Source organism: Motiliproteus sp. SC1-56 (assembly GCF_017309075.1).
In the GTDB taxonomy this organism is placed as follows: Bacteria; Pseudomonadota; Gammaproteobacteria; order Pseudomonadales; family Balneatricaceae; genus Motiliproteus.
The window spans coordinates 1-24,583 of record NZ_JAEMGS010000011.1 but is presented as its reverse complement, the minus strand read 5'-3'; the positions used below and the strand labels follow the sequence as shown (position 1 = coordinate 24,583).

Below are 24,583 nucleotides of genomic sequence, written 5' to 3'. Positions count from 1 at the left end.
CGGCCACGTCCAGACCGATTTGAGTGGCGCCGGTTTGCCAATTGCATTGCGGTGTCGGCTTTGAAATACTTGCCGCGCCTTTTCGCAGGTGCGATATTTTGGCGTCTATCCGGGCCCGCGGGGTCCGTTTTATCAGTCCACCGACATCAGCAGGCGTGTTTTAGCAGCTTGCGGGGCCGGTGAGGCCGCGGATAAGCTCTATGACCGACAAGACCACTGCTCCCAGTGCCAGCCTCGAGAACCTGCTGCGCATCTTTACCGTTCCCGAGGCGCCGGGCTCCACCCTGAGTCGTCTGGACGGGGATATCTCAAAAAACCTGGCCGGTTTTCTGCAGGAGCATATCGTCGCCGAGGAGACCGACCTGGTCGAGATCGAGCGGGACTTCAGCGATACCCGCATTCCCGAGGCCCCGGTTTTCGTTTCCGAGCAGACGCAGTTTCTGTTGGAAAAAGTGGTGGCGCAGTCGGTCCACACCTCTTCTCCCAGTTTTATCGGTCACATGACCTCGGCGCTGCCCTATTTCATGATCCCGCTCTCGAAGATCATGATCGCGTTGAACCAGAACCTGGTTAAAACCGAGACTTCCAAGGCGTTTACCCCCCTTGAGCGGCAGGTTCTGGGTATGCTGCATCGCCTGGTTTACGAGCGGGACGAAGCTTTCTATGGACGCTGGCTGCATGACAGCCATCAGCACCTGGGCGCTTTTTGCTCCGGTGGCACCATCGCCAACATCACCGCGCTCTGGGCGGCCCGCAACCGCGCTTTCGGGCCGGATGGCGATTTTGCCGGCATTACCCGGGAAGGGGTGTTCGGCGCCTTCCGTCATTACGGCTGCGAAGGAGCGGCGGTACTGGTGTCCGAGCGGGGGCACTATTCGCTCTCCAAGGCCGCCGATGTGCTGGGTATTGGTCGTGACCAATTGGTAGCGGTGGAAACCGACGGCCACAACCGTATTCGTCCCGATGCGCTTGAAGCCCGCATCAAGGCGCTGCGGGCGCGTAACATCCGTCCCTTCGCCCTGGTGGGGATCGCCGGAACGACGGAAACCGGCAATGTTGACCCGCTGGACACCCTGGCCGATATCGCCGCGGCCGAGCAGCTGCATTTTCATGTGGACGGCGCCTGGGGCGGCCCGACCCTGTTTTCCGACCGTTATCGCCACAAGCTCAAGGGGATCGAGCGGGCTGACTCGGTCACCATCGATGCCCACAAGCAGCTGTATGTACCCATGGGGGTCGGCTTGGCGCTGTTTAAGGATCCGGCCGCGCTTAACAGCATTGAGCACCATGCGCAGTACATCATACGCAGTGGCTCCAAGGACCTGGGGAGTACCACCCTCGAAGGCTCGCGCCCCGGCATGGCCATGCTGGTTCAGTCCGGCTTGCGAATTATCGGGCGGCGCGGATACGCGCTGCTGGTCGAGGAGGGGATCGCCAAGGCCCGAACGTTTGCGCGAATGATCGAGGCGTCGGAGCAGTTCGAGCTGGTCTCACCCCCGGAGCTGAACATCCTGACCTACCGCTGGTCTCCTCGCCGGGTTTGCGAAGCGCTTGAGCATGCGGACGATGAACTGCGCCGGCAGATCAACGAAGTGCTCAGCCGCATCACCAAATACATCCAGAAAACTCAGCGCGAGCGGGGCAAGGCGTTCGTCTCCCGGACCCGGCTGACCCCTGAAAAGTACCAGCGTGAGGGTATTCTGGTCTTTCGAGTGGTGCTGGCCAATCCGCTGACGACCGACGAGGTATTGCGCGAGGTGCTTGAGGAGCAGGAAGAGATCGCGCGGACTCCAGAGCTGGCAGCGCGCTTGCAGGAGCTCGAAAAACTGGTCGAGCGGGTGGCTGTCTAGGGGCTCGGTTCAGTCCCTGGTCGTCAGCATCCGTCCGGCGCGTGCTGAAATCGGTTGTGGCTGTCGGTATTCCTGGCCCGAGACAGTGGACCCGGCGGCGCCGGGTCCAGGGTAAGGGCAAATCACGGCTGCGGTTGTCGCGGCCAAAATGCGCTTAAAGCCCTTTCACTGCGTAGATGCCCTGCACGTTGCGCAGGTAACCCTTGTAGTCCATGCCGAATCCGTAGAGAAAGCGGTCTTCAATTTCGAGGCCGATGAAATCGGGTTTGAAGTCCACTTTGCGTTCGTGGCGCTTGTTGATCACGGTGGCGCTCAGCACTTCGGCGGCACCGGCGTTCTTCAGGTAGTCACAGATGGCGGCCAGCGTGTGTCCCTGGTCAAAGATGTCATCGATCACCAGAATGCTGCGGCCGCTGATCTCTGCCTTGGGAAACACCCGCCAATCCAGCTCACCACCCTCGGTCGCCAGTCCGTAGCGGGTGGCGTGGAGGTAATCGAGCTCCAAAGGGAAATCCAGCTTAAGGGTCAGCAGGGCGGCGGGGATCAGTCCCCCGTTCATCACGCAGAGCACCAGGGGGGCCTTGTCGTGAAGTCGCGCCCTGATTTCGCCAGCCATCTGCTCCAGGGCGCTATCGAGCTGCGCGGGTGTGGCAAGGCAGTCGGCTTCGGCGTGGACGCGGGCTGCTTCGGCGGCTAATGGGGTCATGGAGGTGCTCCTGAAACGGCGACAGAATGGACAGGGCGGGCATTATACATTCGTCTAAAAATACAATACAATCGGGCAATTTTTTAACCCGCTCGATCCACCACCCACCGCAGTGTCCGAGGTACCCATGGCCGTTCACGAAATCAAACACCCCCTGGTCCAGCACAAGCTGGGCCTGATGCGCAAAAATGCAATCAGCACCAAGCACTTCCGCGAACTTGCCAGCGAAGTCGGCAACCTGCTCACCTACGAGGCCACCCGCACCCTGGAAACGGAGCAGCAGGAGATTGAGAGCTGGACCGGTGAACCCCTGATGGTGGAAGTGATCAAGGGCAAGAAGATCACCGTGGTGCCGATTCTGCGGGCGGGGCTTGGCATGCTCGATGGCGTGCTGCAGCTGGTGCCCAACGCCAAGGTCAGTGTCGTGGGACTCTACCGGGACGAAGAGACCCTGGAGCCCGTGCCCTATTTTGAAAAGCTGGTGGGGGATATCGACAACCGCACCGCGCTGATCATCGACCCGATGCTGGCCACCGGCGGCACCCTGATCGCCACCATCGACATGCTCAAGGCTGCCGGCTGTACCTCCATCATGGGGTTGTTCCTGGTTGCCTCCCCCGAAGGGATCAAGAAAGTTCAGGACGCCCACCCGGACGTCGATATCTACACCGCCTCGGTCGATCGCGGCCTGAACGAGCAGGGCTACATCCTGCCCGGTCTCGGCGATGCCGGCGACAAAATTTTCGGAACCAAATAACCCTACCTCTAGCTGTTCGGAGACCTGTAATGACCCAGGCTTACACTGATAGCGCGGCCACGGAGCCGGCCAAGCGCGAAATGCACCCGAGTATTCTGGGTGCGCAAATGCTGTTCGTGGCGTTTGGCGCCCTGGTGTTGGTGCCCATCCTGACGGGCCTTGATCCCAACGTTGCGCTCTTCACCGCCGGTCTCGGCACCCTGGTCTTTCAGCTGGTGACCAAAGGCTCGGTGCCGATTTTCCTCGCCTCCTCCTTCGCCTTCATCCCCGCCATCATGCACGGCGTCGGCACCTGGGGTATCGCCGGCACCATGTCCGGGCTGATGGCCGCGGGTCTGTTTTATGTCGCCCTGAGCCTGCTGGTCGCCTGGCGCGGCGCCAACTTCCTGCACCGGCTGCTGCCCCCCGTGGTGGTGGGCCCTGTGATCATGGTGATCGGTCTCAGCCTTGCGCCGGTGGCGGTTAACCTGGCGCTGGGCAAAACCGGTGACGGCGCGGCCAAGCTGGTGGACGGCGACGTTGCGCTCGTCATCTCCATGATTTCGCTACTGGTGACGGTGGTCGTGGCGGTGTTTGCCCGCGGCATGCTGCGCCTGGTGCCGATCCTGGTGGGGCTGGTGGCCGGTTATGTCACCGCGATGATGTACGGCATCGTCAGTTTCGAGGGCGTTGCCTCCGCCGCCTGGTTTACTGTTCCCTCGTTCACTGCGCCTGAGTTCAACCTCGAAGCCATCCTGTTCATTATTCCCATTGCCATTGCGCCGGCGGTGGAGCACATCGGTGACATGGTGGCGATCAGCAACGTGGCCGGGAAGGATTTTCTCAAGAAGCCCGGTCTTAAGCGCACCCTGATGGGTGATGGCCTGGCGACCAGCGCCGCGGCGATGCTCGGCGGTCCGCCTAACACCACCTACTCCGAGGTGACCGGGGCGGTGGCGCTGACCCGAGCCTTCAACCCGCGCATCATGATCTGGGCCGCCATCTTCGCTATCGTGCTCTCCTTCTGCGGCAAGACCGGTGCCTTGCTGGCCTCCATCCCCACCCCAGTCATGGGCGGGATCATGACCCTGCTGTTTGGCGCCATCGCCGCCATCGGTCTTAACACCCTGGTCAAGCACGGCCGGGATCTGAGTGAGCCTCGCAACCTGGTGATCGTCTCCCTGACCCTGGTGTTCGGCATCGGTGGCATGCAGCTGGGCATCGGCGAGTTCACCCTCAAGGGCATTGCTCTTTCCGCCATCGTGGCGATCCTGCTTAACCTGCTGATTCCCCGCTCCAAGGAGGAGGCCGAGACGGCCACCCAGCACTGATCCAGCAGTCGGAAATACCCAAACCCCGCGCTCGCGGGGTTTTTTTTGCTTCGTGCTTCATTGTCGACAATCTTGATCTATAAAAATCAAACAGGCTCGTTTACGGGAAAGCGTGCGATAGCTTCTGTTGTGCTGCGAGCCAAGCAGTGTAGCTGTTGCCGCCGCGGACAGGCGTTCGGCTACGCCTTTTGTAGTAGTTAAAACCGTAATTAAGTCGGTTAAAGTGTCAACAACCTCGAATCGAGGTGTCAACAATTTCTCCAGATTACCGGCGAACGGCCGGGGCAGAACAAGACAGCCGATTAATAAAAAAGGACAGGTGCTATGGCCTATTTGGATGAGTACAACAAGTCAATCGAACAACCCGCGGAATTCTGGGCTGAAAAAGCGCAAGCTCTGGACTGGTTCAAGGCTCCTGAAACGATTTTGTCCAAGGATGAGAACGGCATCGAGCGTTGGTTCGCCGACGGTGAAATGAACACCGCGCACATGGCGCTGGATTATCACGTTGAAGCGGGGCGTGGCGACCAGGTGGCCATCTATTACGACTCCCCGGTCACTGATACCAAGCGCGCCTACACCTACGCCGAGCTGCGTGACCTGGTGGCGCAGTTTGCCGGGGTGCTCAAGAGTCAGGGCGTGGAGAAGGGCGATCGGGTGGTCATCTACATGCCGATGATCCCGCAGGCCGCAGTGGCCATGCTGGCCTGTGCCCGTCTCGGTGCCATCCACTCCGTGGTGTTCGGCGGTTTTGCTCCCAACGAACTGGCGGTGCGTATCGATGACGCCGAGCCCAAGGTGGTGGTCTCCGCTTCCTGCGGAATCGAAGTGCAGAAGGTGATTCCCTACAAGCCGTTGCTGGACGAGGCGATTGAGCTCTCCGCCCACAAGCCGGAAAAATGCATTGTTTTCCAGCGCCCCCAGGTCACCGCCGCGATGACCGAAGGTCGCGACCTGGACTGGGAGGCGGTGATGGACAACGCCGAGCCTGCACCCTGCACCCCGGTCAAGGGCACCGACCCGCTGTACGTACTCTACACCTCCGGCACCACTGGTAAGCCCAAGGGCGTGGTGCGGGACAACGGCGGTCACGCCGTTGCGCTCAAGTACAGCATGAAAGCGATCTACGACATGAACCCCGGCGATGTGTTCTGGGCCGCGTCCGACGTGGGTTGGGTGGTAGGACACTCCTACATTGTTTACGGCCCGCTCCTGGCCGGGCTCTCCACCGTCTTTTACGAGGGCAAGCCGGTTAAAACGCCTGATGCGGGGGCTTTCTGGCGGGTTTGCGAGGAGTACGGCGTCAAGGGGTTGTTCTCGGCGCCCACCGCCTTCCGCGCCATCAAGAAGGAGGACCCGAGCTCTGAGTGCCTCAAGCCCTACAACCTGGAGAAACTCAAGTACGTCTTCATGGCCGGCGAGCGCCTCGATCCGCCGACCTACCACTGGGTGAAGGACCTGCTGGGACTGCCGGTGGTGGACCACTGGTGGCAGACCGAAACCGGCTGGGCCATCTGCGGTAACCTGATGGGGGTTGAGCCCAAGGAGCCCAAGGCCGGCTCGGCGACCCTGCCGGTCCCCGGTTTCAACGTTCAGATCCTGGACGGCAAGGGCAACCCCGTCGGCCCCAACGAGCAGGGCAACGTGGCCATCAAGCTGCCGCTGCCCCCCAGCTGCCTGCCCACCATCTGGGGCGATTTCGAGCGCTTCCGCACCGGTTACCTGAACACCTTCGAGGGCTACTACGTCTCCGGTGACGGCGGTTACAAGGACGACGACGGCTACGTCTACATCATGGGCCGCACCGATGACGTGATCAACGTCGCCGGCCACCGCCTCTCCACCGGCGAGATGGAAGAGATTGTCGCCGGCCACGCGGCCGTCGCCGAGTGCGCGGTCATCGGCGTCAACGATCCCCTCAAGGGGCAGGCGCCGGTGGGTCTGGTGCTGCTGAAGGACGGGGTCGAGGTGGACGAGGCGCAGCTCGAGGCCGAGCTGGTCGCCAGCGTGCGTAAGGAGATCGGCGCCGTGGCCTGCTTCAAGAAAGCGATCGTGGTGCAGCGTCTGCCCAAGACGCGCTCCGGCAAGATTCTCCGTAAGATCTTGCGTCAGATCGCCGACGGGGAGGAGTACAGCGTGCCTTCCACCATCGACGATCCGGCCAGCCTGCCGGAGATTGCCGAGACTTTGAGCGAGCACGGCATCCGCCAATAAGCAGACCCTTATCCGTGTTCATAAACGGGCCTTCGGGCCCGTTTTTTTATGCACACAAGAGCTGGCCTGAAAATAAAGTTTATAAAAACAATATATTACGTTTTGTTGCTAAGGTTGCATCTGCTTTATCTAGGGTTCAATGAGGTCCAGGAGTGCCTCGGCCTGTGCCGTACAGCGCTGGCGGATCAGCGGATCCAGGGCCTTTGACCAGCGTCGCGGAATGGCGGCTTCACCGTAACAGGCACCGGCGAGCATGCCGGCGATAGCCCCGGTGGTGTCCGCATCGCCACCGCGATTGACCACCTCGACCAGGCACGCCTCGAAGGTGTCGGTATCGAACAGGGATTCGAATACCGCCCGCAGCGTGTGGGCGATAAACCCGCTGGGGTTACGGCAGGGGCGGCGGCGAAAGGCGAATTCAGGATGGCGCGCCCCCAGAGGGTGGGCGTGGCGATGCAGTTGCTGATTCAGGGCTTCACCCCGAAACAGCCCTTGCAGCATCAGAATCACGGTTTCGGTGCCGGCATCGGAAAGCGGGTTATGGTGAGTGACATGGGCCTGGGTGCGAGATGCCCGACGCACCTTGCCCGGGGGGGCTCCCAGGGTGGCGATCGCCACCGGCAGACAACGCATGCAGGCGCCGTTGCCGGCGCTCATCGGGTCCTCGGGCGCGGCGGTTTCGCCGGTGCGCCGATAATGGGCGATACCGGCGCGTACCGTGTGGCCGATGTCCACGGGCTTGGACCGCATCCAGGCATCAAAGGCCCGGGCGCAGGCGGCGGCGTCAACGCTCCCCGCCTCGAGTATGGCCTCCCCCAGGGCCAGGGCCATGGTGGTGTCATCGGTGACCTGACCCGGCTTCAGATGCAGCCAGCCGCCGCCACAAATCTCCCGGTGCACGCCGTAGCGGTGCGCGATCTCCCGCGGGGTCATGAACTCCACGCTGGCGCCCAGCGCGTCACCCACCGCCAGCCCCAGGTAGCTGGCCCGTACCCGAGAACGCAGGCCGATGTTACTCGGGGCCGAAACAGTCGTCGAAGTCACAACAGGCTTCGCAGCTCGGAGCGCGGCAGATATAGATGCCCTCGGTCTCACACAGCTGTTTGAAGAGGAACTTCTTCCACTTCATATCCCGGGTGTTGCGGGCGGCGAGGGCGGGAAAGTTCCAGTGCAACAGGCGGCTCAGGCTGGCCCGGTTCCAGAGCCCCAGGTCCTGCCACAGGTGGTCGCTGCCCTGGCAGGCAGTGACCAGGATGTCGGCAATCCAGGCAGTCGACGGGGTCTCATCGCGGGCATGCAGCAGCAGCAGGCGCCTGAGGTCGTCGCGCAGATCGTCCAGGCGGCTATCCAGCCGGCTTTGCCAGGGGCTGGCCCGCAGGCTGGTGGCCGGGCCGAAGTGGTAGCGGTGCAGACGGTCGAATTCAGCCTCGCCCAGACCCAGCCAGTCCGGCATGACGCCGAAACCGGCCTGCCAGCTGGAGAGAATCTCCGCCAGCGGGAGGGTATTGGGATGGTCCAGCCCGTAACGCAGCAGGGTACGGTGGTGCAGATCCCGGCTGTCCACCGGTGCCAGGCCACCGTTCATGGCAGCACCCGGAGTGGATCGCCCTGGTGATTACGGGGGGCGCGCAGAGTGGAGGGAATGCCGGTCAGCGAGCCCGGGGGATGAATGGTCTTTCCGTCGGCGTCCAGCAGCGCCTCTTCCACCGGGCAGATGCTGGCGCACTGGGGGTCGGCGAAGTGGCCGGCGCATTCGGTGCAGGCGGCAGGGTCGATGTGAAACTGCTGCGCTCCCCGGGAGATGGCCTGGCTGGGGCAGACATCCTGGCAGGCGTAGCAGTTGACGCAACGGTCGGTGATACTCAGGGGCATGGTGGGTTCCTCCTTGGACTCGCTCAGGCGCTGGCCTGGACGCCGCGTTGCGATTCGAGTTTCCCGTCGCCGAGCAGCTCCTGATAGAAGTGCATCAGGGCCTCCTCAATCGGCTCGTAGGCATAGGCGCCCGAGGGCTGAATGCCCAGCGCCTCAAGTTGCTGCCAGGGGCCGAAGCCGATCTTGGCGCAGAGCACCGCGGCACAGTCAGCGAGGGCGTCGAGGTGTCCCTGCAGCCGGTTTTCCTCCTCCGGGCAATCGCTGCTGCCGGTACAGTAAAGATCCACCTTGCGCGCCCCGAGGGGCTCAACCTGGTTCCCATCCACCCGGTAGAGCAGGAACTCCCGGGCGTGGCCGAAGTGCTCGTTGATTACTCCCTGTCCCTTGCTGGCCACGGCCATCAATACCTCGGGGCCGTTCGCCTGTGGCGCGGGGGCCGGGTCGGTCGCTGCGTTGAGGGTTTTCATAATGGCCGCCTGTACCCGGCGGCGCTTTTCCATGGCCGCCGAGTAATCCACCTCCAGGTGCTCGATCTTGTCCAGGGTGAACTCCTGACCGCGGTCCTCGCCGAGCATCCCCACCGCGTCGGCCCGGCACTGGCGGCAGTGGCGCATCATGCTCATGGAATCGGCGCAGCTGTCCTGGAGTCGGCGCAACTCCGCGCCGCTCGGCGCGCGTTGGCCGGTGAGACCGTAAAAGGTGCCGTGTTCGGCTTCGGCGATCAGGGGCATGACGTTGTGCAGGAAGGCGCCCTTATCCTTGACAACCCGGCTGACCTCTTCGAGATGGGCGTCGTTAACGCCGGGGATCATTACCGAGTTGACCTTTACCAGTACCCCGCGCTCGACCAGCATCTCCAGCCCCTTGAGCTGGTTTCGGATCAGGATCTTGGCGGCTTTACGGCCGCGGATACGGCGGTGGTTCCAGTAGATCCAGGGGTAGATCCTGGCGCCGATGTCCGGATCCAGGCAGTTGATGGTGATGGTCACGTGCTGAATGTTGTAGCGGGCGATCTCGTCGGCAAACTCCGGCAGGCGCAGACCGTTGGTGGAGACGCACAGCTTGATGTCGGGGGTCTCCTCGGCCAGGCGGCGAAAGGTGGTGAAGGTGCGCTCCGGGTTGGCGAGAGGGTCGCCGGGGCCGGCGATGCCCAGGACCGTCATCTGCGGTATGGCCGCCGCCACGGCCTTGACCTTGCGTACCGCCTGGTCCGGGCTGAGCACCTCGGAGACGACCCCGGGCCGGGACTCGTTGCTGCAGTCGTACTTGCGGTTACAGTAGTTGCATTGAATGTTGCAGGCCGGGGCCACAGCCACGTGCATGCGGGCGAAGTGGTGGTGGGCCTTCTCGGAAAAACAGGGGTGGTTCTGCACCTGCTCACGCAGGGCGTCCGGCAGGTGGGCGAGGCTGTCGTCGCTGCTGCCGCAGCCGGAAGCGTGGCAGCCGGCTTTCTTTGGTTCAGTGGCGGCGCTGGTCGCGATCAGTTCCATCGGTTAACTCCTTTGCGGGGACTCCCAAAACAGGCTTACAGGGAGTAAGGCAAGGAGCGTGCCTGACTTAATATCTGCAGTAAGTGGTTGATTAATATTGCTTGTGTGGGTGGCTGTTGCCGGCAGAACAACGCTTTTGTTGTAAACGCGACAGGGGCGTTGCGCGCCCTTGTCGGGATGGGTACGGCAATTCGATGGGGGGGCGACTGACAATTCTGGTCCCGATTTCTGGTCTCCAATCTTGGCCTCGAGTCGCGGGGCAGAAGGGCGTGGGTGGGCGATTATTCGCTGCCCGCTTGTGCGTCCAGTTTACGACGGCCAAAACGGCGGCGGCCGAGACGGTGGTGCACGCCCCGCTGCATCCACTTGAAGCTCTCTTCGGCCATATCAACGCCGACCAGCACGATCACCGACAGAATGGCGAGTTTGACCCCCAGCAGGGACTCGCCGACGCCGATGACCACGCCGATCGCGGCGAGCATCCAGATACAGGCCGCCGAGGTGACGCCGGTAATGGCGCCGTCGCGGGTCATCATCACTCCTGCGCCGAGAAAGCCCACCCCGGTGATCGCCTGGCCGATGATCCGCGACGGGTCGGTAATGTCGCGCATCACGTGGTTGGAGATGGCGATAAAGACGTAGGTGCCGAGGCAGATGAGGGTGCTGGTGCGTACCCCCACGGGTTTACCCAGCAGTTGCCGCTCTATGCCGATCACCGAGGCCGAGATCATGGCGCAGATCACTCCGCCCCAGGCCAGGGGACGGATATCCAGCAGAAAATCCAACGACAGCAGTGTGGCCAGTTCGTTTTGCCATTCCATCTCGTGTTCACCAAATAATGCAGGGGGATACAGGGGCGGCGCTCGCCCGGCGCGCGGAGGGGCGCGCCCAACGCGAACTATAGCGGGGGTGGCCGGTGCGAGATAGATGCGCCGGTGAAAATTCCGCCGCGCCCGGGCCGGGGCGGTGGAAGGGCGCATCGGATGGTCTTCGAGCGAGCCACGGGGACGGCCCCGGGGCCGCCCGCCGCCGCGCCCGTCAGATTCGACGCACCGGGATGTCCAGGGTCTGGATCCGGTAGGCGACCTGGCGCGGGGTCATGCCCAGCAGGCGCGCCGCCTTGGCCTGCACCCAGCCGGCCTGCTCCAGGGCCGCAATGACCCGGTCACGTTCGTCCAGGTCCGGATCATCCAGGTCCACCGTTTTAACCGCAGGCTGGGGTTGGGGGGCGGTGGGGTCAACGACCCCGGTGAGGGCGATCGCCTCCTGGTCGATGCAGCCCTCGCAACTCATGATGGCGGCCCGCTCCAGGCAGTTTTCCAGTTCGCGCACGTTGCCGGGCCAGTGGTGCTGCATCAACATTCGCAGGGCGCTGTCCTTGATCTCCAGGGGCCGGTCCTGGCGTCGGGCGAGCTTGCTCACCAGGAAGCGGGCGAGGGCGGGCACGTCTTCGATACGCTGGCACAGCGGGGGCACCTGGATCGGCATCACGTTGAGCCGGTAATAGAGGTCCTCGCGAAAGTCCCCCTCGGCGACTTCGGCTTCCAGGTCGCGGTTGGTGGCGGCGATGATCCGTACATCCACTTTCAGGGTCTTGGTGCCGCCGACCCGCTGCAGTTCGCCCTCCTGCAACACACGCAGCAGCTTGGCCTGGAAGGTGGGGCTGATCTCGCCGATCTCGTCCAGGAACAGGGTGCCGCCGTCGGCCTGCTCGAAACGCCCCTTGTGCTGGTGGGTGGCGCCGGTGAAGGCCCCTTTCTCGTGGCCGAACAACTCCGACTCGATCAGGTTGTCGGGCAGGGCGGCGCAGTTGAGCTTGATAAACGCGGCGCTGGCCCGGGGTGAGTTGTAGTGGATGGCGCTGGCGATCAGCTCCTTGCCGGTGCCGGACTGGCCGCGGATCAGCACCGTGGTGTCCCACTTCGCCACCTGCCGTACCTGCTCGAACACCCGCCGCATGCTGTCCGAGGAGCCCACCACATTGTCGAAACCGTGCTCGGCCTTGATCGCCCGGCGCAGACTGTCTCGCTCGTTGGTCAGGCTCTTGCGCTCATGCTCGACCTCCCAGGCCAGGCGCACGCTGTTGCCCATCAGGTTGGCGATCATCTGCATCAGTTGCAGTCGCTCTTTCATAAACACGCCGGACTCGGCCGGGGGTTGGGCGGCGAGCACCCCCACGGGGCTGTCGTTGCCCGCGAAGATGGGGACGCCGACAAAAGGCAGGCTGCTGTCGTAGAGACCCAGGCGGTCGAGAAACTCCGGCTCATCGGCCAGACGCTCCACCACCAGCGCCTGGCCGGTTTCCATGATCTGCCCGGTGAGCCCTTCGCCGGCGCGATAGCTGACCTGGGGGAGCGGTTGCGCATCGACGGTGTGGACGGCGTTCAGCAGCAGTTCGCCGCTTTCGGGATCGCGCAGGGTGGCCATCCCGTGGGACATGGCGGCCCGGGCGTGGAGCACCCGCAACACTTCGCGCAGGGTTGCGTTCAAATCCAGGGAGCGGTTCAACACCTCGCTCACCCGGTACAGAGTGTCGAGCTGTATACGCAGCAGTTCGCCGCGCTGGCGGTCGCTGCTGACGGGAATCATTACCTCGTTCACCGTTGCTACCTCACTGCTCAGACAGGGCCGGGAAGGTCAGAAAGAAGCGACAACCGCCGCCGTCATTGGCGCCGACCTCCACGGTGGCGCCGTGCTCGTTGGCGACGTCCTGCACCAGCACCAGCCCCATGCCCCCGCGCTTGCGGGTGCTGAAGAAGGGCTCGAACACCTTGTGCCGGATCGCCTCTTCGATGCCCGGGCCGTTGTCCCCGATGGTGACGCGTACCGCATCGGCAAGGCGCTCGGTGCGGATAAAGAGCTCCCGTTCGGCGGCGCCGGACTTGGCCATGGAGTCGAGGGCGTTATCGAGCAGCTGTTTGAACAGGTTGCACAGGGAGATGTCGTCGCCCAGCACGCTGGGCAGGGTGCTGCAGGGACGCCAGTCCACGACTACGCCCCCGGCCAGCAAGCGCTCGGTGTAGAGGGAGAGCACCTCGCGCAGCAGCTCGTTCATGTTAAGGGGCATGCGGCGCTTGCGCGGCTCGGCGGGAATGGCCTGGCGCAGGGTGTCGATGGCCCGCTGGCAGGAATCGAGCACCTCGCCGAGGGCCTGGTGCATGGGGTCCTGGTCTCCACCCCGTTTTTTCTGAATGGCCGCCGCCGCGCCGGTCACGTTGAGTGGGCGCTGCAGCTGGTAAATGGCGCCATTGAGGGCTTCGCGCATGCTGTGCACCAGCTCGTCCTCGGCCAGACGCGCCATCAAGGCGTTGATGCGCACCTCTTCCTGCTGGGTCTTGAGATCGGTGATGTCGTTGATGGTCAGCAACAGGCAGTCGTGGACCTGCTCCTGGTTGAAACTGTCGTCGCTCTGCCAGAGCTGCAGGGTGGAACCGGAGCAGCTGAGCCAGCGGGGCGTGCTGATTCCGGGAATGTCGTAACGCAGCTCCAGGTCGGCGAAATCCCGTACTTCGAGCGACTCGCCGCCCAGGCGTCGGGCCAGCACGTTGAGCAGGCGCTGGGTATCGCAGCCCAGGTTAAGGCAGAGCCGTTCCACCGCCGGGTTTTCAAACCGCACATCGCCCGTGCTGTCCAGCAGCAGAGTCGCAACGGGGCTGCTCTGGATGATGGATTCGGTCAGGGTGCGCTGGTTCTGCAGCTCCTGGTTGAGGCGTTCGAAGCGGGTAATGTCCCGGTGCATCGCCAGGTAGTGGGTGGTCTGCCCGGCCTCATCGATCACCGGGGTAATGGTCAGCTCCGCCAGGTAGAGACGCTTGTCCTTACGCCGGTTGACCAGGCGTCCACTCCACACCTTTTGCTGGCGGACGGTGCTCCAGAGCTCGCCGTAGACGCAGCTGGGGGTCTTGCCGGCAGAAAGCATACGCGTGTGCTGTCCGCGTACCTCGTCCAAGGCGTATCCGGTGACCTGGGTAAAGGCCTTGTTGACGTACAGGATGCGGGACTCGGGATCGGTGATGCTGATCGCGACGGGCGACTGCGCCACCGTCTCAAAGTAGACCTCAAAAGGCAGCACGTCGTGTTCTCCGGCGACTAAAGCGTGTGGCTCGACCATGGCGTAACCCTGCGTTAGGTAACATTTATTGATAAATAAGCAAAATGTACGCCAGATGCCGAAATAGCGCTGCAAACCGTTGATTGACGTGAGTTTGAGCCCCTTGTCCGGTTTCTGACAACCCCCGGGCTTAGCCCCTGCCTCTGTGGCAAAGACAACACCCCGCGCGCGCCGCGCTGATGCGCACTGACTGTCAGTAAAGTCATGCAAAACAGTAATCTATAGCTGCTGGTGCGAGGTTGTTACGGCTGGCATGAGACCTGCAAAACCCTAGGGGCACCCGATTTCTCGTGCACCATTTTGGAGATTGCCGTGACCGAATATCTTCTTCTTATCCTGGGTACCGCACTGGTCAACAACGTGGTCCTGGTGAAATTTCTCGGCCTGTGCCCCTTTATGGGGGTCTCGGGAAAACTCGATACCGCCCTGGGCATGGGCATGGCCACCACCTTTGTACTGACCCTGGCCGCCGCGGCCAGCTGGGCCATCGAGGAGTTGATCCTGGCGCCCCTGGGTATCGGCTTTCTGCGGATTCTCTCCTTTATTCTGGTGATTGCCGCCGTGGTGCAGTTCACCGAAATGCTGGTGAAGAAAACCAGCCCCGTGCTTTATCAGCTGCTGGGTATCTTTCTGCCGCTGATCACCACCAACTGCGCGGTGCTGGGGGTGGCCCTGCTCAATGTGCAGGAAGGAAACGGCTTTGTGCAGAGCCTGCTCTACGGAATGGGATCGGCCCTGGGCTTCAGCCTGGTGATGGTCATCTTCGCCGGCCTGCGTGAGCGCCTGGAATACGCCGACGTGCCCGATGCCTTTGCCGGCACCCCCATCGCCTTCGTGGTTGCCGGCTTGTTGTCGATGGCTTTTATGGGCTTCGCCGGTCTGCCGGCGCACTGAGGGGGAGGGGAGAAGCGCCTATGTTTGCCGCCATCATTTCACTCGCACTGCTGGGATTTGCCCTCGGTTACCTGCTGGGCGTCGCCGCCATTCACCTGCGGGTGAAAGAGCCGGAAATCATCCAGGAACTCGAGGCCCTGCTGCCCGGCACCAACTGCGGCCAGTGCGGCTTCCCGGGCTGTCCGGCGGGCGCCAGAGCCCTGGCCGAGGGCACCGCCCCGGTGACCCTGTGCCCGCCCGGGGGCAAGCCCCTCGCCGCGGCGCTGGCCGCAAAACTCGGGGTTGAGGCCGACCTCTCGGAGCTTGACGACGGACCGGCCCCGGTGGCGCAAGTGATAGAAGCGCTGTGTATCGGCTGCACCCGGTGTTTCAAGGTCTGCCCGACGGACGCCATCGTCGGTGCGCCCAAGCAGATTCACGGGGTGGTGAGTGATGCCTGCACCGGCTGCAAAAAATGCCTGGGGATCTGCCCCACCATGGGTATCAAGCTGACGCGCCTTCAACCCAACCTGGCCACCTGGCAGTGGCCCAAGCCCGCCGACGCGAACAGCCAGCCGGAGAGCCAGCAGGCGGTACGTGACGACGACGTTGAGGCTGCGAGGGACATGATGGAGGTGGCCCGATGAAACTCTTTACCTTCAGGGGCGGTGTTCACCCCAGCGAGCGCAAGGAACGGACCCGCGACCTGCCCATCGAGCCCATGCCGCTGCCGCGGCGTCTATATGTGCCGTTGCAGCAGCATATCGGTGAGCCCGCCGTGCCCCGGGTGAGCGCCGGGGATAGGGTCCAGCCTGGTCAGCTGCTGGGGGAGGGGGCCGGGCGAATTTCCGCCCCGGTCCACGCCCCGGCCCACGGGCGGGTGCTGGAAGTGCGCGATTTCGCCTCGCCTCACCCCGCGGCGCTGCCCGTGGCCACCGCCGTCATCGAGGTGGCCGACCAGCAGCCTTCGGTTTGCCGGGCGGTCGAAGACCCGTTTCGCCTGGACGGTGACACCCTGGCCCGGCGCATCCGTGAGGCAGGTATTGTCGGCATGGGCGGGGCCACGTTCCCCGCCGCGGTGAAGCTGGGCATGGCGCGGCGTGATCGGGTCGAGACCCTGATCATCAATGGCGGCGAGTGCGAACCCTACCTGACCTGCGACGACCGCCTGATGCGTGAGCGCGGCGAGGAGATCCTGCAGGGGATCGAGCTGATGCTGCGCTGTCTTGACGCCGAACGCGCGGTGATCGTGGTCGAGGACAACAAGGACGCGGCGCTCGCCAACCTGCGTGCCCTCTGCACTGAACCCGATCGAATCCGCACCGTATCGGTGCCCACCCGTTACCCCCAGGGCTCCCAAAAACAGATGATCCAGTCGGTGACCGGGCGTGAGGTGCCCGCCGGCAGCCACAGCACCGAACTTGGGGTGGTGATGCACAACGTGGCGACTGCGTTCGCGGTGTTCGAGGCCCTGGTCAGGGGCAAGCCGCTGACCTCCCGTATCGTCACCGTGGGCGGTGGCGCCGTGCCCCGTCCGGCCAACCTGGAGGTGCCCCTTGGGACGCTGGTGTCTGACCTGCTGCGGTACTGCGGCGTCGAGGAGGACGACTACGAGCGGCTGCTGGTGGGCGGTCCCATGATGGGACAGTGGTTGCCCCACGCCCAGGTTCCCGTGGTCAAGGGGAGCAGCGGCATTATCGCGCTGAGCGAGGCCGAGACCCGGGTCAGTTTGCCCCAGCCCTGTATCCGCTGCAGCCGCTGCGTTGAGGTGTGTCCGGCCGGCCTGCTGCCCCTGGAACTGGCCAAGCGGATTCGCAAGGAAGACATCGACGGGGCCGGGTCGCTGGGGCTAAAGGACTGCATCGCCTGCGGCTCCTGCGCCTACGTCTGCCCCTCGAAAATTCCCCTGGTGCAGTACTTCCACTACGGCAAGGGCCAGTTGCAGGCGCGGGCAGTCCAGGCGCGCAAGCTCGAACGTACGGCCGAGCTGGCGGCCAGCAAGGAGCGCCGGGTGGAAGAGATGGAGAAGGCCAAAGCCGAGCAGGCCGCCCGGCGCAAGGCCGAAGCTGCCGCGAAAAAAGCGGCTGCCGGAACAGCCCCGGCCGAGAACGCGCCTAAGTCCTGCGCTATCGAAGGAGACTGAGTATGTCCCATACCCTTATCAGCGGACCCCACACGCTGGCCCGGCGGACGGTCTCGATGACCATGGCCTGGGTGATGCTGGCGCTGCTTCCGGCCACCCTCTGGGGGCTCTACCTGTTCGGCTGGCCGGCGATCAACCTGTTTGCGCTGACCCTGGCATCGGCCTGCCTGTTCGAAGCCGGTGCGCTAGCGTTGTCCGGGCGAATGGTGCGGCCTGCCCTGATGGACGGGTCGGCCCTGCTCACCGCCTGGCTGCTGGCGCTGAGCCTGCCGCCCTGGGCACCCTGGTGGGTGGGGGTACTGGGCAGTTTTCTGGCCATCGTGGTTGGCAAACAGGTATTTGGCGGTCTGGGGCAGAACCTGTTCAATCCGGCGATGGTGGCGCGGGTGGCGCTGCTGATCTCCTTCCCGTTGCAGATGACCCTCTGGGTCGGTCCGCAGCCCCTGTTCAGTGACAGTGCCCCTGGTTTTATCCAGGGGCTGGCCATTACCTTCGGCGGCGCCGCCGTGGACGGCTACAGCGGTGCAACCTTGCTGGGGCAGGTGAAAACCGATTTCACCCTGGGTAAAGGGCTGAGTGAGAGTCTGCCGCAGGGCGTTGACGGGTTCGCCCTGTCCCTGGGGCTGAGCGGCGGCAGTCTGGGCGAAACCTCGGCGCTGCTGTTGCTGGCCGGCGGGGTCGTGCTGGCGATCATCGGGGTGATCGGCTGGACCATTCCCCTGGCGGTCCTGGGCAGCGTGGCGCTGTTGGCGGCGACTTTCCACGGACTGGATCCGGAACGCTACCCCGGCCCCGCGTATCACCTGCTGAGCGGCGGCTTGGTAATGGCGGCGTTCTTCATCGCCACCGATATGGTGACCTCTCCCAACACCCGCGTGGGGCAGCTCATCTTCGGCGGTGGCTGCGGGGCTTTGATCTACGTCATCCGCACCTGGGCCGGTTACCCGGAGGGGGTGGCCTTCGCGGTGCTGCTGATGAACGCCCTCACCCCGCTGCTGGATTACTACCTGAAACCGAGGATTTACGGGCGGCTGCGTAACGGCGATCCGTTACCAAAGGAGAGCGGCCGCAAAGCCGGGGAGGGGCAGGCATGATCGGCAAGGGGGTACTCAAACCCAGCTACACCCAGCGCCCGGCGTTTTTCGCCGGCATCCTGGGGATGATGGCGGCACTCGCCGGGACCTTTCTGGCCATGGGCTTTGTTGGCACCAAAGAGGCCATTGCCCTGCGTCTGCAGGAGGACCTGCAGCGCTCCCTCGCCCAGGTGTTGCCGCTGGAGCGCTACGACAACGACCCCAGCCAGCAGCCGCTGTTGCTGCCCCTCGACAGCGGCGTGTCGCTCACCGTCTACCGCGGCTTTGCGGGCGCAGCTCCCCGTGGCTACGCCTTTGAAGTCCAGGAGCCCGGTTACTCGGGCGTCATCCGGGTGCTGCTGGGCCTGACCGAGGCCGGTGAGATCCTGGGGGTGCGGGTGCTTTCGCACACCGAGACCCCGGGTCTGGGGGACAAGATCGAGGCGGCTAAAGATGACTGGATTCTGGGTTTCAACGGCCGCTCCCTGGAGAGCCTCCCGGAGGCTCAGTGGGCGGTCAAAAAAGACGGTGGCCAGTTCGACCAGTTCAGCGGCGCCACCATCACCCCACGGGCAGTGGTCAGGGCCGTGAAGCGGGGGCTGCTGATGCACCGGGCCAACCAGGGCGCGCTCGCCGCTCCCCTGAAAGAACAGCCGGAGGATACGCTATGAACACCGCGCTTTTGGATAAAACACTCTGGAAAGAGGGGGTCTGGGACAACAACGTGGTCTTCTCCCAGATGCTGGCCCTCTGCCCGCTGCTGGCGGTCACCGGCACCGCCACCAACGGCCTGGGTATGGGGCTGGTCTCCCTGGCGGTTTTTGTCGCCGCCAACCTGCTGGTTTCCACCCTGCGAGGGGTGATCCCCGCGGAGGTGCGGATTCCGGCGTTTGTGCTCCTGATCGCCACCCTTGTGACCCTGGTGGATTTGATGATGAACGCCTGGATGCATGAACTCCATGGCGTGCTGGGGCTGTTTATCCCCCTGATCGTCACCAACTGCGCCATTCTCGGCCGCGCCGAAGCCTTCGCCTACAAGAACCGGGTGCTGCCTTCGCTGGTCGACGGCCTGGCCATGGGGAGCGGGTTTATCGTCGCCCTGGTGACCCTGGGGGCCGCCCGCGAGGTGATCGGCAGCGGCACCCTGTTTGCCAACGCCAGCCTGCTGCTCGGCGAAGGATTTCACTTTATGGAGCTCACCCTGATTCCCGATTACGACGGTTTCCTGCTGATGATACTGCCCCCGGGGGCCTTCCTGATGCTCGGCTTTATCGTGGCGGGCAAGCGGGTGCTGGCGCGACGACGCAGGACCCGCCCGCTGGTATCACAGCCTGCGGCCTGTTAACCGGATTTCTGTTGCGAGGAGGCTACGATGAAATTATCCGTGGTGTACGCCGAAACCGATCGTCAGCACTGGTTGCCGGTGCAGGTGCCGGAAGGGGCTTCGGTGGCCGAGGCGATCCGGGCCTCGGGGATTCTGGCGCGCTACCCCCAGATCGACATCAGCGCCCAGAAGGTGGGGATATTCGGCAAGCTGACCCGGCTCGACGCCCCGGTCAGCGAAGGGGATCGAATCGAGATCTACCGCCCCATCATCGCTGATCCAAAGACGGTCCAGCGCCGTCCGAAAGAGGAATAGGGAGGCACCATGCGCGCACTGTTACGGATGATCATCGCCGGATGCCTGATGACGGCGCTGGCAGGCCAGGCCGCTGAAACCCGCGTCGCCGTGGCGTCCAACTTCACCACCACCGCCAAGGCGCTGGCCGCCGACTTTGAACGCCGCACCGGACATCGGGTGCGGATCAGCTTCGGTTCCACGGGCAAGCTCTATACCCAGATCTACAACGGGGCACCTTTTGACGTCTTTCTCGCCGCCGACGCCGCGCGCCCGGCGCGCGCCGAGCGGGAGGGGCTGGCGGTGCCGGGTACCCGCTTTACCTACGCCCGTGGCAAGCTGGCGCTCTGGAGCACCGACGATGCGCCCGAGCAACGCCTGCGCCAGGGCGCTTACCAACGCCTGGCCATCGCCAACCCGAAAACCGCCCCTTACGGCGCGGCGGCGACGCGGCTGCTGGAACAGCTGGGACTGGCCGCTTTACGCGACCGCCTGGTGATGGGGGAGAACATCGCCCAGACCTACCAGTTCGTGGCGACCGGTAACGCGGACCTGGGATTAATTGCCGTCTCCCAGCTGGATCGCGCCCGCCCGGGGCACCACTGGCTCGTACCCGAAAGTCTCTACCCTCCGATTCCCCAGCAGGCAGTGCTGCTCAAGCAGGGGGAGCGCTCCCGCGCCGCCCGCGCCTTTCTGGACTACCTGGATCAGCCCCCGGCCCAGGCCATTATCGCCGGGTATGGTTACGGAGTGGGGCGTTAGTGGGTACAACTCAGCGCCGCAGGTTGTTCTGGGCTAGGCGCTGACCAAGGAGAGGACCGGGGGAATGATTGGCCGAAGCGATTCATCGTCATGTGATATCGGGCTGCTTCTCAGGGCCACGGTTCTTCCTTGAAGCGGGATGCGGCATCTTCATGTACACGCCTCCCTGTTCAAGTTCGGAGAGCATTTGGCTCAACCGTTTCTGTTTTGTTGCGTCTTGCTTTGCTCGATTAATCCAACCGATATAGTCGTTTTGTTGGTACGCGGGCCTATCCAGATAGGCTTGCATCAGGCGGTGAACCTCTAAAGCCTCTTGTACAAAAGAGGGCATGGGGTGGATATCGCGCTGCAATTTAGAGAAGTCCTTGGTCATGGATTACCCCCCCCGATTGATTTGCATAGCGGCTGGGAAACCTAATCCCTGCTGATCGTGTATACCGTACTGATCAAATCTGGCGCTATACGACCAGGACTGATGATGCCTTAAAGTCTCCCATCGGCTGGCGTCGCTCCGCTGACGGCCCGAGAAGGGCGCGACGAGCAGGCCCCGGGGTGCTGTTCGCCTACATAAAAGCGGCAAGCGGGCGAATCCCGACCGGTGCGTTTCAGTCGCCATGGGCATGGGTGATCAGTCGCGCCAGTCGCGCGACCATCGCTCGCTGAATGGCTTTATCGTTCAGCCGGGTCGACCCGGCTGAACCGGGCTCAGCTCCACGGGGTCTTGGATCAGGCCCGACCGGCTGCACGCGCCCTTCAAGCATCGTGCCCCATACCTGGATGTCCTTGAGCCTTTCCGCTGCCACTTCGTACGGACTCTGCATCAGCACGGTAAGGTTCGCGTCCTTGCCCACTTCGATCGAGCCGACCCGCTTCTCCATCTGGATCGAGTAAGCAGCATCAATGGTGATCGCTCTGAGCGCCGCATCGAGCGGGACCCGGTGTTGCGGCCCCGCTACCGGCCCTTCCGCGGTAAAGCGGTTGACCGCTGCCCACACCAGTTGCATCGGTTTTGCCGGCGCCATCGGCATGTCGGAGTGGAAGGAAAGCGAACCACCGTGTTTCAGCACATCCCCGTTGGGCACCATATTGGCCGAGCGTTCCGGTCCGATGCCCAGCTTAGCGTAGCGTCCGGCGAGCGCCGTTACGTAGTAGGGATTCGCACTCACGATGCCGCCGAGCGCTATCCAGCGTTTGACCTGCTCGGGTTGAGCAAAGCCGAAATGGACGAGCACCGTGCGGTGATCTTCCCGTGGCTTGCGCGCCATCGCCTTTTCCAGTTCACCCAGCAGGACGTCGAGACCGGCGTCACCGTTGTTATGTACGTGGAGCTGGTAGCCGGCGTCCCAGTACGCCTGAAACATGAAGCCGAACGCCGGCGGGTCTATGATCCACGCACCATGGTGGCCGTCCGTGTAGCCATCTTTCATCTGCATAAGCTGGCTGTAGATGGCGCCGTCCGTGAAGAGCTTGACCTGCCCCGGCAGGTACCAAGTACGGCCATGGCCCCAACTCTCAACCTTTCGCGTTTCCTCGAGGAGGCTCGTGGCGTCGTCAGGCTTTATCGCATAGAAGCTCTTGCCGTCGCCGATAAAGCAGTGGTTGAACGGCGTAGCATCATCCGAATACACCGCGTTAGCCGCTTCCTGCACCTGTTTGGAGAGGAACCCGCCCGGCTCGCAGGCGAGCGTGATGCCATTGCGGTGATAGTAGGTCTCGGTGAACTCAAGCCCACGTCGGAATTGCTCCGGTGAGGCCTGGTAAGGCGCGAGCTTTGGCAGGATGCCGATCAACCCCTGTTCGAAGAAATGCCCCTTGCTTATATCGATCATGGCACTCGCGCTCGAGCCGAGACCCGCTACGTAGGGCGGGTCGATGCCGGTCAAGCTGAGTGCGGCGGTGTTGAGGTAAAACTCGTGCTGCGACCGGTGCCATACGAAAACCGGAAAGTCGGGCGCCAGTTCGTCGAGCAAGTCCCGGGACATCTCGCCGTGGAAATAGTGATGATAGCCCCAGGTGATGAACGGTTTAGCCTTGTCCTCGTGTGCAGCAAGGGCCTCCCGAAGGCGTTTTCGATAGCCCTTCTCATCACGAACGGCAGGCGAGTAGCCGTCGATCACCTCCCAGTCCTCGATTGAAATTACCTTCATATTCATCGCGAGCGCGGCCAGTACTGGATGAACGTGCTGCTCGACGAAGCCGGGCATCACCACTTTGCCGCTGAACGTCTTGTCGAGGCGCGCGTCCTTTCCAGCCGCCGCGCCGACCTCGGCCCGGGTGCCGACCGCAACGAACTTGCCGTCGCGCACCGCAATCGCCTCGGCGCTCGGTCGCATCGGATCCATGGTGATAAATTCCTGTGCCGTGTAGATCACGGTTTGTGATGATGACGTGGCGAGACCGTGGAGATCCTGAAGCCGCAGCCCTTCCGGCAACGCTTCCAATGGCAGGCCAAGTAAGGCGACGGCGACGGTTGCACGTAGTTTTTTCGATAGACACATACTTCCTCCTGAGGGCCAGGGGCAGTGGATCAATCAATCGAGTCACCTGATTGTAGGTGTTAGTCGAATCCATGTGTCGCAGGCGCAGGTCTTTTAAGGAGGATTCGCTACTGGCCTTGGAGTTGACGACCCTTAACCCCCATCCCAATGCAATAGCAGGCCGTATTGCTCAAGCAGGGTCAGGCCTCCAGCGCCGCTAGGGCCTTTCTGGCGTACCTGAACCAGCCGCCTGACCAGGCGATAATCGCCGGGTATGGTTATGGGGTGGGATGCTGGAGCCGGGTTGCGCCTGTAAACAGGCTTAATTCAAACGTTGGCGGGCTTGTTGCTGCGCTTGGCTGAGGGGGTGGGGTGGAGGCTTCCTGAGCGCTGAGGCATCTGATTGCCTCACCACCAGGCTTGGTAGGAAGGGTGCCGCACGGACTAAAAGTTGTAGCCAAGACCCAGGGTATAAGCCCAGGCCCCCTCCTTGAATGCGTCGTCGGCACTGCTGTCGCGTTCGAAGAACCACTGGTATTCCATGCGGCCAATAATGTAGGTCTTGGGCAGCACGTAATACTTGGCACCCGCTTCTAAGCCTGCAAAGGCGCTTTCATCGACGCCGTCACCGTAGATGTAACCCAGGCTCGCCCCAAGGAAGGGTTTTGCCGAGCCAAATTCGAACTGATGGTTGTAGTAGCCCCGGGTGGCGCCGTTCCAGAAGTCCTCATCCAGGCTTTCGCCCTCGACATCGGCGTAGTTGAGGCTTTGCCGGGCACCGATTACCACGTTGTCTTTAACGTACCACCCCAAATCGGCGGTGAAACCGAAACTGGTTGCGTCCAGGTTGCGTTCGCTGCTGCCCGTGCCAGAGATGGATAGTTCACGGTCGCCTTTGACAGGGCCGTAAGCGGTGAGCTGCTGGGCGCCGGCAGCCAGGGGAAGCGTGCCGAGCAGGCACAGTGAAAATGTAACGCGTTTTTTCATCGGCAGTCCTTTGAATAGGGTCTCCGGCGAGTAAGCCTAGTCAAAAAAAGAGAGTTCGTGAGGGAGGGCGATAATAAAAGGTGAATTTTTATGATTTCCAGAGTCCTTGGCATAGGGAATCAACCGACAATACCAACCGTCTGCTCAGACAGCACCTAACACTTACCGCAAGGACCCGATCTGTCTCTTCGCTCGTAAAGCGAGCGGGCTTAAGGAACCTACGATTAAGTCCCATCTCCTGAGCTACTCCGCTGCTCAAGCCGCATTTGCGGCGTAATAACCCGGTTTTTGATCATTTCACACCGCCTGCATGCCCGTTTTCCGGCAAGCAGACGGAGCT

The 24,583-nt window shown here is 63.0% G+C and carries 24 protein-coding genes; 13 read left to right on the top strand and 11 right to left on the bottom strand.

The annotated features are described in order from the left end of the window. Positions 1–200: 200 nt before the first annotated feature. On the top strand, positions 201–1,850 hold the full coding sequence (gene panP, locus JGZ97_RS12925; protein WP_207063056.1) for a pyridoxal-dependent aspartate 1-decarboxylase PanP: 1,650 nt from the start codon (positions 201–203) through the stop codon (positions 1,848–1,850). Between the two features lie 154 nt (positions 1,851–2,004). Here the strand turns inward: panP and JGZ97_RS12920 are convergent, their stop codons facing one another. Beyond that, positions 2,005–2,556: a hypoxanthine-guanine phosphoribosyltransferase gene (locus tag JGZ97_RS12920; protein WP_207063055.1), complete on the bottom strand. Its 552-nt coding sequence runs from the start codon at positions 2,554–2,556 to the stop codon at positions 2,005–2,007. Between the two features lie 127 nt (positions 2,557–2,683). Between JGZ97_RS12920 and upp the strand changes: the two genes are divergently transcribed. The 3 genes from upp (at position 2,684) to JGZ97_RS12905 (ending at position 6,837) form a co-directional block, all read left to right on the top strand. Beyond that, a complete protein-coding gene (gene upp / locus JGZ97_RS12915) occupies positions 2,684–3,313 on the top strand; it encodes a uracil phosphoribosyltransferase (protein WP_207063054.1) in 630 nt (209 codons plus the stop codon). Between the two features lie 29 nt (positions 3,314–3,342). Further along, a complete protein-coding gene (locus JGZ97_RS12910; RefSeq protein ID WP_370584061.1) occupies positions 3,343–4,623 on the top strand; it encodes a uracil-xanthine permease family protein in 1,281 nt (426 codons plus the stop codon). A gap of 324 nt (positions 4,624–4,947) precedes the next feature. Then, positions 4,948–6,837 (top strand): propionyl-CoA synthetase, encoded by a 1,890-nt coding sequence (locus JGZ97_RS12905; RefSeq protein ID WP_207063053.1) that lies wholly within the window; start codon positions 4,948–4,950, stop codon positions 6,835–6,837. A gap of 129 nt (positions 6,838–6,966) precedes the next feature. Here JGZ97_RS12905 and draG read toward each other — a convergent pair whose 3' ends face one another. From draG to nifL, 7 genes are all read right to left on the bottom strand, one after another. Beyond that, on the bottom strand, positions 6,967–7,881 hold the full coding sequence (draG, locus tag JGZ97_RS12900; RefSeq protein ID WP_207063052.1) for an ADP-ribosyl-[dinitrogen reductase] hydrolase: 915 nt from the start codon (positions 7,879–7,881) through the stop codon (positions 6,967–6,969). Beyond that, on the bottom strand, positions 7,850–8,422 hold the full coding sequence (locus tag JGZ97_RS12895) for a nitrogen fixation protein NifQ (protein WP_207063051.1): 573 nt from the start codon (positions 8,420–8,422) through the stop codon (positions 7,850–7,852). The genes draG and JGZ97_RS12895 overlap by 32 nt, the downstream gene beginning before the upstream one ends. Beyond that, complete coding sequence (locus JGZ97_RS12890; RefSeq protein WP_207063050.1) at positions 8,419–8,709, bottom strand: 4Fe-4S binding protein; 291 nt, start codon at positions 8,707–8,709, stop codon at positions 8,419–8,421. Before JGZ97_RS12890 ends, JGZ97_RS12895 begins: the two co-directional genes overlap by 4 nt. Positions 8,710–8,732: 23 nt before the next feature. Then, positions 8,733–10,199, bottom strand: a complete 1,467-nt coding sequence (nifB, locus tag JGZ97_RS12885) for a nitrogenase cofactor biosynthesis protein NifB (protein ID WP_207063049.1) — start codon at positions 10,197–10,199, stop codon at positions 8,733–8,735. Between the two features lie 281 nt (positions 10,200–10,480). Beyond that, on the bottom strand, positions 10,481–11,020 hold the full coding sequence (locus JGZ97_RS12880) for an MgtC/SapB family protein (RefSeq protein ID WP_207063047.1): 540 nt from the start codon (positions 11,018–11,020) through the stop codon (positions 10,481–10,483). A 217-nt stretch (positions 11,021–11,237) separates the two neighbouring features. Then, complete coding sequence (nifA, locus tag JGZ97_RS12875; protein ID WP_207063046.1) at positions 11,238–12,800, bottom strand: nif-specific transcriptional activator NifA; 1,563 nt, start codon at positions 12,798–12,800, stop codon at positions 11,238–11,240. Between the two features lie 10 nt (positions 12,801–12,810). Further along, complete coding sequence (nifL, locus tag JGZ97_RS12870) at positions 12,811–14,310, bottom strand: nitrogen fixation negative regulator NifL (RefSeq protein ID WP_207063045.1); 1,500 nt, start codon at positions 14,308–14,310, stop codon at positions 12,811–12,813. A gap of 312 nt (positions 14,311–14,622) precedes the next feature. Here nifL and rsxA point away from each other — a divergent pair, with 312 nt between their 5' ends. The 8 genes from rsxA to modA are packed head-to-tail and all read left to right on the top strand — an operon-like array spanning position 14,623 to position 20,779. Continuing rightward, a complete protein-coding gene (rsxA, locus tag JGZ97_RS12865; protein ID WP_207063044.1) occupies positions 14,623–15,204 on the top strand; it encodes an electron transport complex subunit RsxA in 582 nt (193 codons plus the stop codon). A 20-nt stretch (positions 15,205–15,224) separates the two neighbouring features. Continuing rightward, entirely contained in the window at positions 15,225–15,830 is a 606-nt protein-coding gene (locus tag JGZ97_RS12860) for an RnfABCDGE type electron transport complex subunit B (RefSeq protein ID WP_207063042.1), read from the top strand. Next, positions 15,827–17,326, top strand: a complete 1,500-nt coding sequence (gene rsxC, locus JGZ97_RS12855; RefSeq protein ID WP_207063041.1) for an electron transport complex subunit RsxC — start codon at positions 15,827–15,829, stop codon at positions 17,324–17,326. Before JGZ97_RS12860 ends, rsxC begins: the two co-directional genes overlap by 4 nt. 2 nt (positions 17,327–17,328) lie before the next feature. Next, positions 17,329–18,420, top strand: coding sequence for an RnfABCDGE type electron transport complex subunit D (locus tag JGZ97_RS12850; protein ID WP_207063040.1), 1,092 nt, complete (start codon positions 17,329–17,331; stop codon positions 18,418–18,420). Then, the gene (gene rsxG, locus JGZ97_RS12845) at positions 18,417–19,070 is read left to right on the top strand and encodes an electron transport complex subunit RsxG (protein WP_242521759.1); all 654 of its coding nucleotides are present in this window, start codon (positions 18,417–18,419) and stop codon (positions 19,068–19,070) included. The genes JGZ97_RS12850 and rsxG overlap by 4 nt, the downstream gene beginning before the upstream one ends. Further along, on the top strand, positions 19,067–19,744 hold the full coding sequence (locus JGZ97_RS12840; RefSeq protein WP_207063039.1) for an electron transport complex subunit E: 678 nt from the start codon (positions 19,067–19,069) through the stop codon (positions 19,742–19,744). Before rsxG ends, JGZ97_RS12840 begins: the two co-directional genes overlap by 4 nt. A gap of 27 nt (positions 19,745–19,771) precedes the next feature. Then, complete coding sequence (locus JGZ97_RS12835) at positions 19,772–20,038, top strand: RnfH family protein (protein ID WP_207063038.1); 267 nt, start codon at positions 19,772–19,774, stop codon at positions 20,036–20,038. Between the two features lie 9 nt (positions 20,039–20,047). Then, the gene (modA, locus tag JGZ97_RS12830) at positions 20,048–20,779 is read left to right on the top strand and encodes a molybdate ABC transporter substrate-binding protein (RefSeq protein ID WP_242521758.1); all 732 of its coding nucleotides are present in this window, start codon (positions 20,048–20,050) and stop codon (positions 20,777–20,779) included. 88 nt (positions 20,780–20,867) lie between these two features. On the opposite strand, the gene JGZ97_RS12825 is transcribed toward modA, so the two are convergent. After that, a complete protein-coding gene (locus JGZ97_RS12825; protein ID WP_207063036.1) occupies positions 20,868–21,152 on the bottom strand; it encodes a YdeI/OmpD-associated family protein in 285 nt (94 codons plus the stop codon). Positions 21,153–21,384: 232 nt separating this feature from the next. Beyond that, positions 21,385–23,277, bottom strand: coding sequence for an amidohydrolase (locus JGZ97_RS12820; RefSeq protein WP_207063035.1), 1,893 nt, complete (start codon positions 23,275–23,277; stop codon positions 21,385–21,387). Positions 23,278–23,442: 165 nt separating this feature from the next. Here JGZ97_RS12820 and JGZ97_RS18525 point away from each other — a divergent pair, with 165 nt between their 5' ends. Beyond that, positions 23,443–23,619 carry a hypothetical protein gene (locus JGZ97_RS18525; RefSeq protein WP_370584060.1) on the top strand — a complete coding sequence of 59 codons (177 nt, stop codon included), beginning with the start codon at positions 23,443–23,445 and terminating at the stop codon, positions 23,617–23,619. An 81-nt stretch (positions 23,620–23,700) separates the two neighbouring features. Here the strand turns inward: JGZ97_RS18525 and JGZ97_RS12815 are convergent, their stop codons facing one another. After that, positions 23,701–24,243: a hypothetical protein gene (locus tag JGZ97_RS12815; RefSeq protein ID WP_207063034.1), complete on the bottom strand. Its 543-nt coding sequence runs from the start codon at positions 24,241–24,243 to the stop codon at positions 23,701–23,703. Between the last annotated feature and the right edge of the window lie 340 nt (positions 24,244–24,583).

Excerpts from the sequence above, each read along its gene's own strand:
- JGZ97_RS12840 (WP_207063039.1), top strand. The coding sequence starts at position 19,067 with ATGAACACCGCGCTTTTGGATAAAACACTCTGGAAAGAGGGGGTCTGG.
- nifB (WP_207063049.1), bottom strand. The coding sequence starts at position 10,199 with ATGGAACTGATCGCGACCAGCGCCGCCACTGAACCAAAGAAAGCCGGC.
- JGZ97_RS12895 (WP_207063051.1), bottom strand. The coding sequence starts at position 8,422 with ATGAACGGTGGCCTGGCACCGGTGGACAGCCGGGATCTGCACCACCGT.
- JGZ97_RS12835 (WP_207063038.1), top strand. The coding sequence starts at position 19,772 with ATGAAATTATCCGTGGTGTACGCCGAAACCGATCGTCAGCACTGGTTG.
- rsxG (WP_242521759.1), top strand. The coding sequence starts at position 18,417 with ATGATCGGCAAGGGGGTACTCAAACCCAGCTACACCCAGCGCCCGGCG.
- JGZ97_RS12850 (WP_207063040.1), top strand. The coding sequence starts at position 17,329 with ATGTCCCATACCCTTATCAGCGGACCCCACACGCTGGCCCGGCGGACG.
- nifL (WP_207063045.1), bottom strand. The coding sequence starts at position 14,310 with ATGGTCGAGCCACACGCTTTAGTCGCCGGAGAACACGACGTGCTGCCT.
- modA (WP_242521758.1), top strand. The coding sequence starts at position 20,048 with ATGCGCGCACTGTTACGGATGATCATCGCCGGATGCCTGATGACGGCG.
- JGZ97_RS12825 (WP_207063036.1), bottom strand. The coding sequence starts at position 21,152 with ATGACCAAGGACTTCTCTAAATTGCAGCGCGATATCCACCCCATGCCC.
- JGZ97_RS12890 (WP_207063050.1), bottom strand. The coding sequence starts at position 8,709 with ATGCCCCTGAGTATCACCGACCGTTGCGTCAACTGCTACGCCTGCCAG.
- JGZ97_RS12910 (WP_370584061.1), top strand. The coding sequence starts at position 3,343 with ATGACCCAGGCTTACACTGATAGCGCGGCCACGGAGCCGGCCAAGCGC.
- rsxC (WP_207063041.1), top strand. The coding sequence starts at position 15,827 with ATGAAACTCTTTACCTTCAGGGGCGGTGTTCACCCCAGCGAGCGCAAG.
- panP (WP_207063056.1), top strand. The coding sequence starts at position 201 with ATGACCGACAAGACCACTGCTCCCAGTGCCAGCCTCGAGAACCTGCTG.
- JGZ97_RS12860 (WP_207063042.1), top strand. The coding sequence starts at position 15,225 with ATGTTTGCCGCCATCATTTCACTCGCACTGCTGGGATTTGCCCTCGGT.
- upp (WP_207063054.1), top strand. The coding sequence starts at position 2,684 with ATGGCCGTTCACGAAATCAAACACCCCCTGGTCCAGCACAAGCTGGGC.
- JGZ97_RS12820 (WP_207063035.1), bottom strand. The coding sequence starts at position 23,277 with ATGTGTCTATCGAAAAAACTACGTGCAACCGTCGCCGTCGCCTTACTT.
- JGZ97_RS12905 (WP_207063053.1), top strand. The coding sequence starts at position 4,948 with ATGGCCTATTTGGATGAGTACAACAAGTCAATCGAACAACCCGCGGAA.
- JGZ97_RS12880 (WP_207063047.1), bottom strand. The coding sequence starts at position 11,020 with ATGGAATGGCAAAACGAACTGGCCACACTGCTGTCGTTGGATTTTCTG.
- JGZ97_RS12920 (WP_207063055.1), bottom strand. The coding sequence starts at position 2,556 with ATGACCCCATTAGCCGCCGAAGCAGCCCGCGTCCACGCCGAAGCCGAC.
- JGZ97_RS12815 (WP_207063034.1), bottom strand. The coding sequence starts at position 24,243 with ATGAAAAAACGCGTTACATTTTCACTGTGCCTGCTCGGCACGCTTCCC.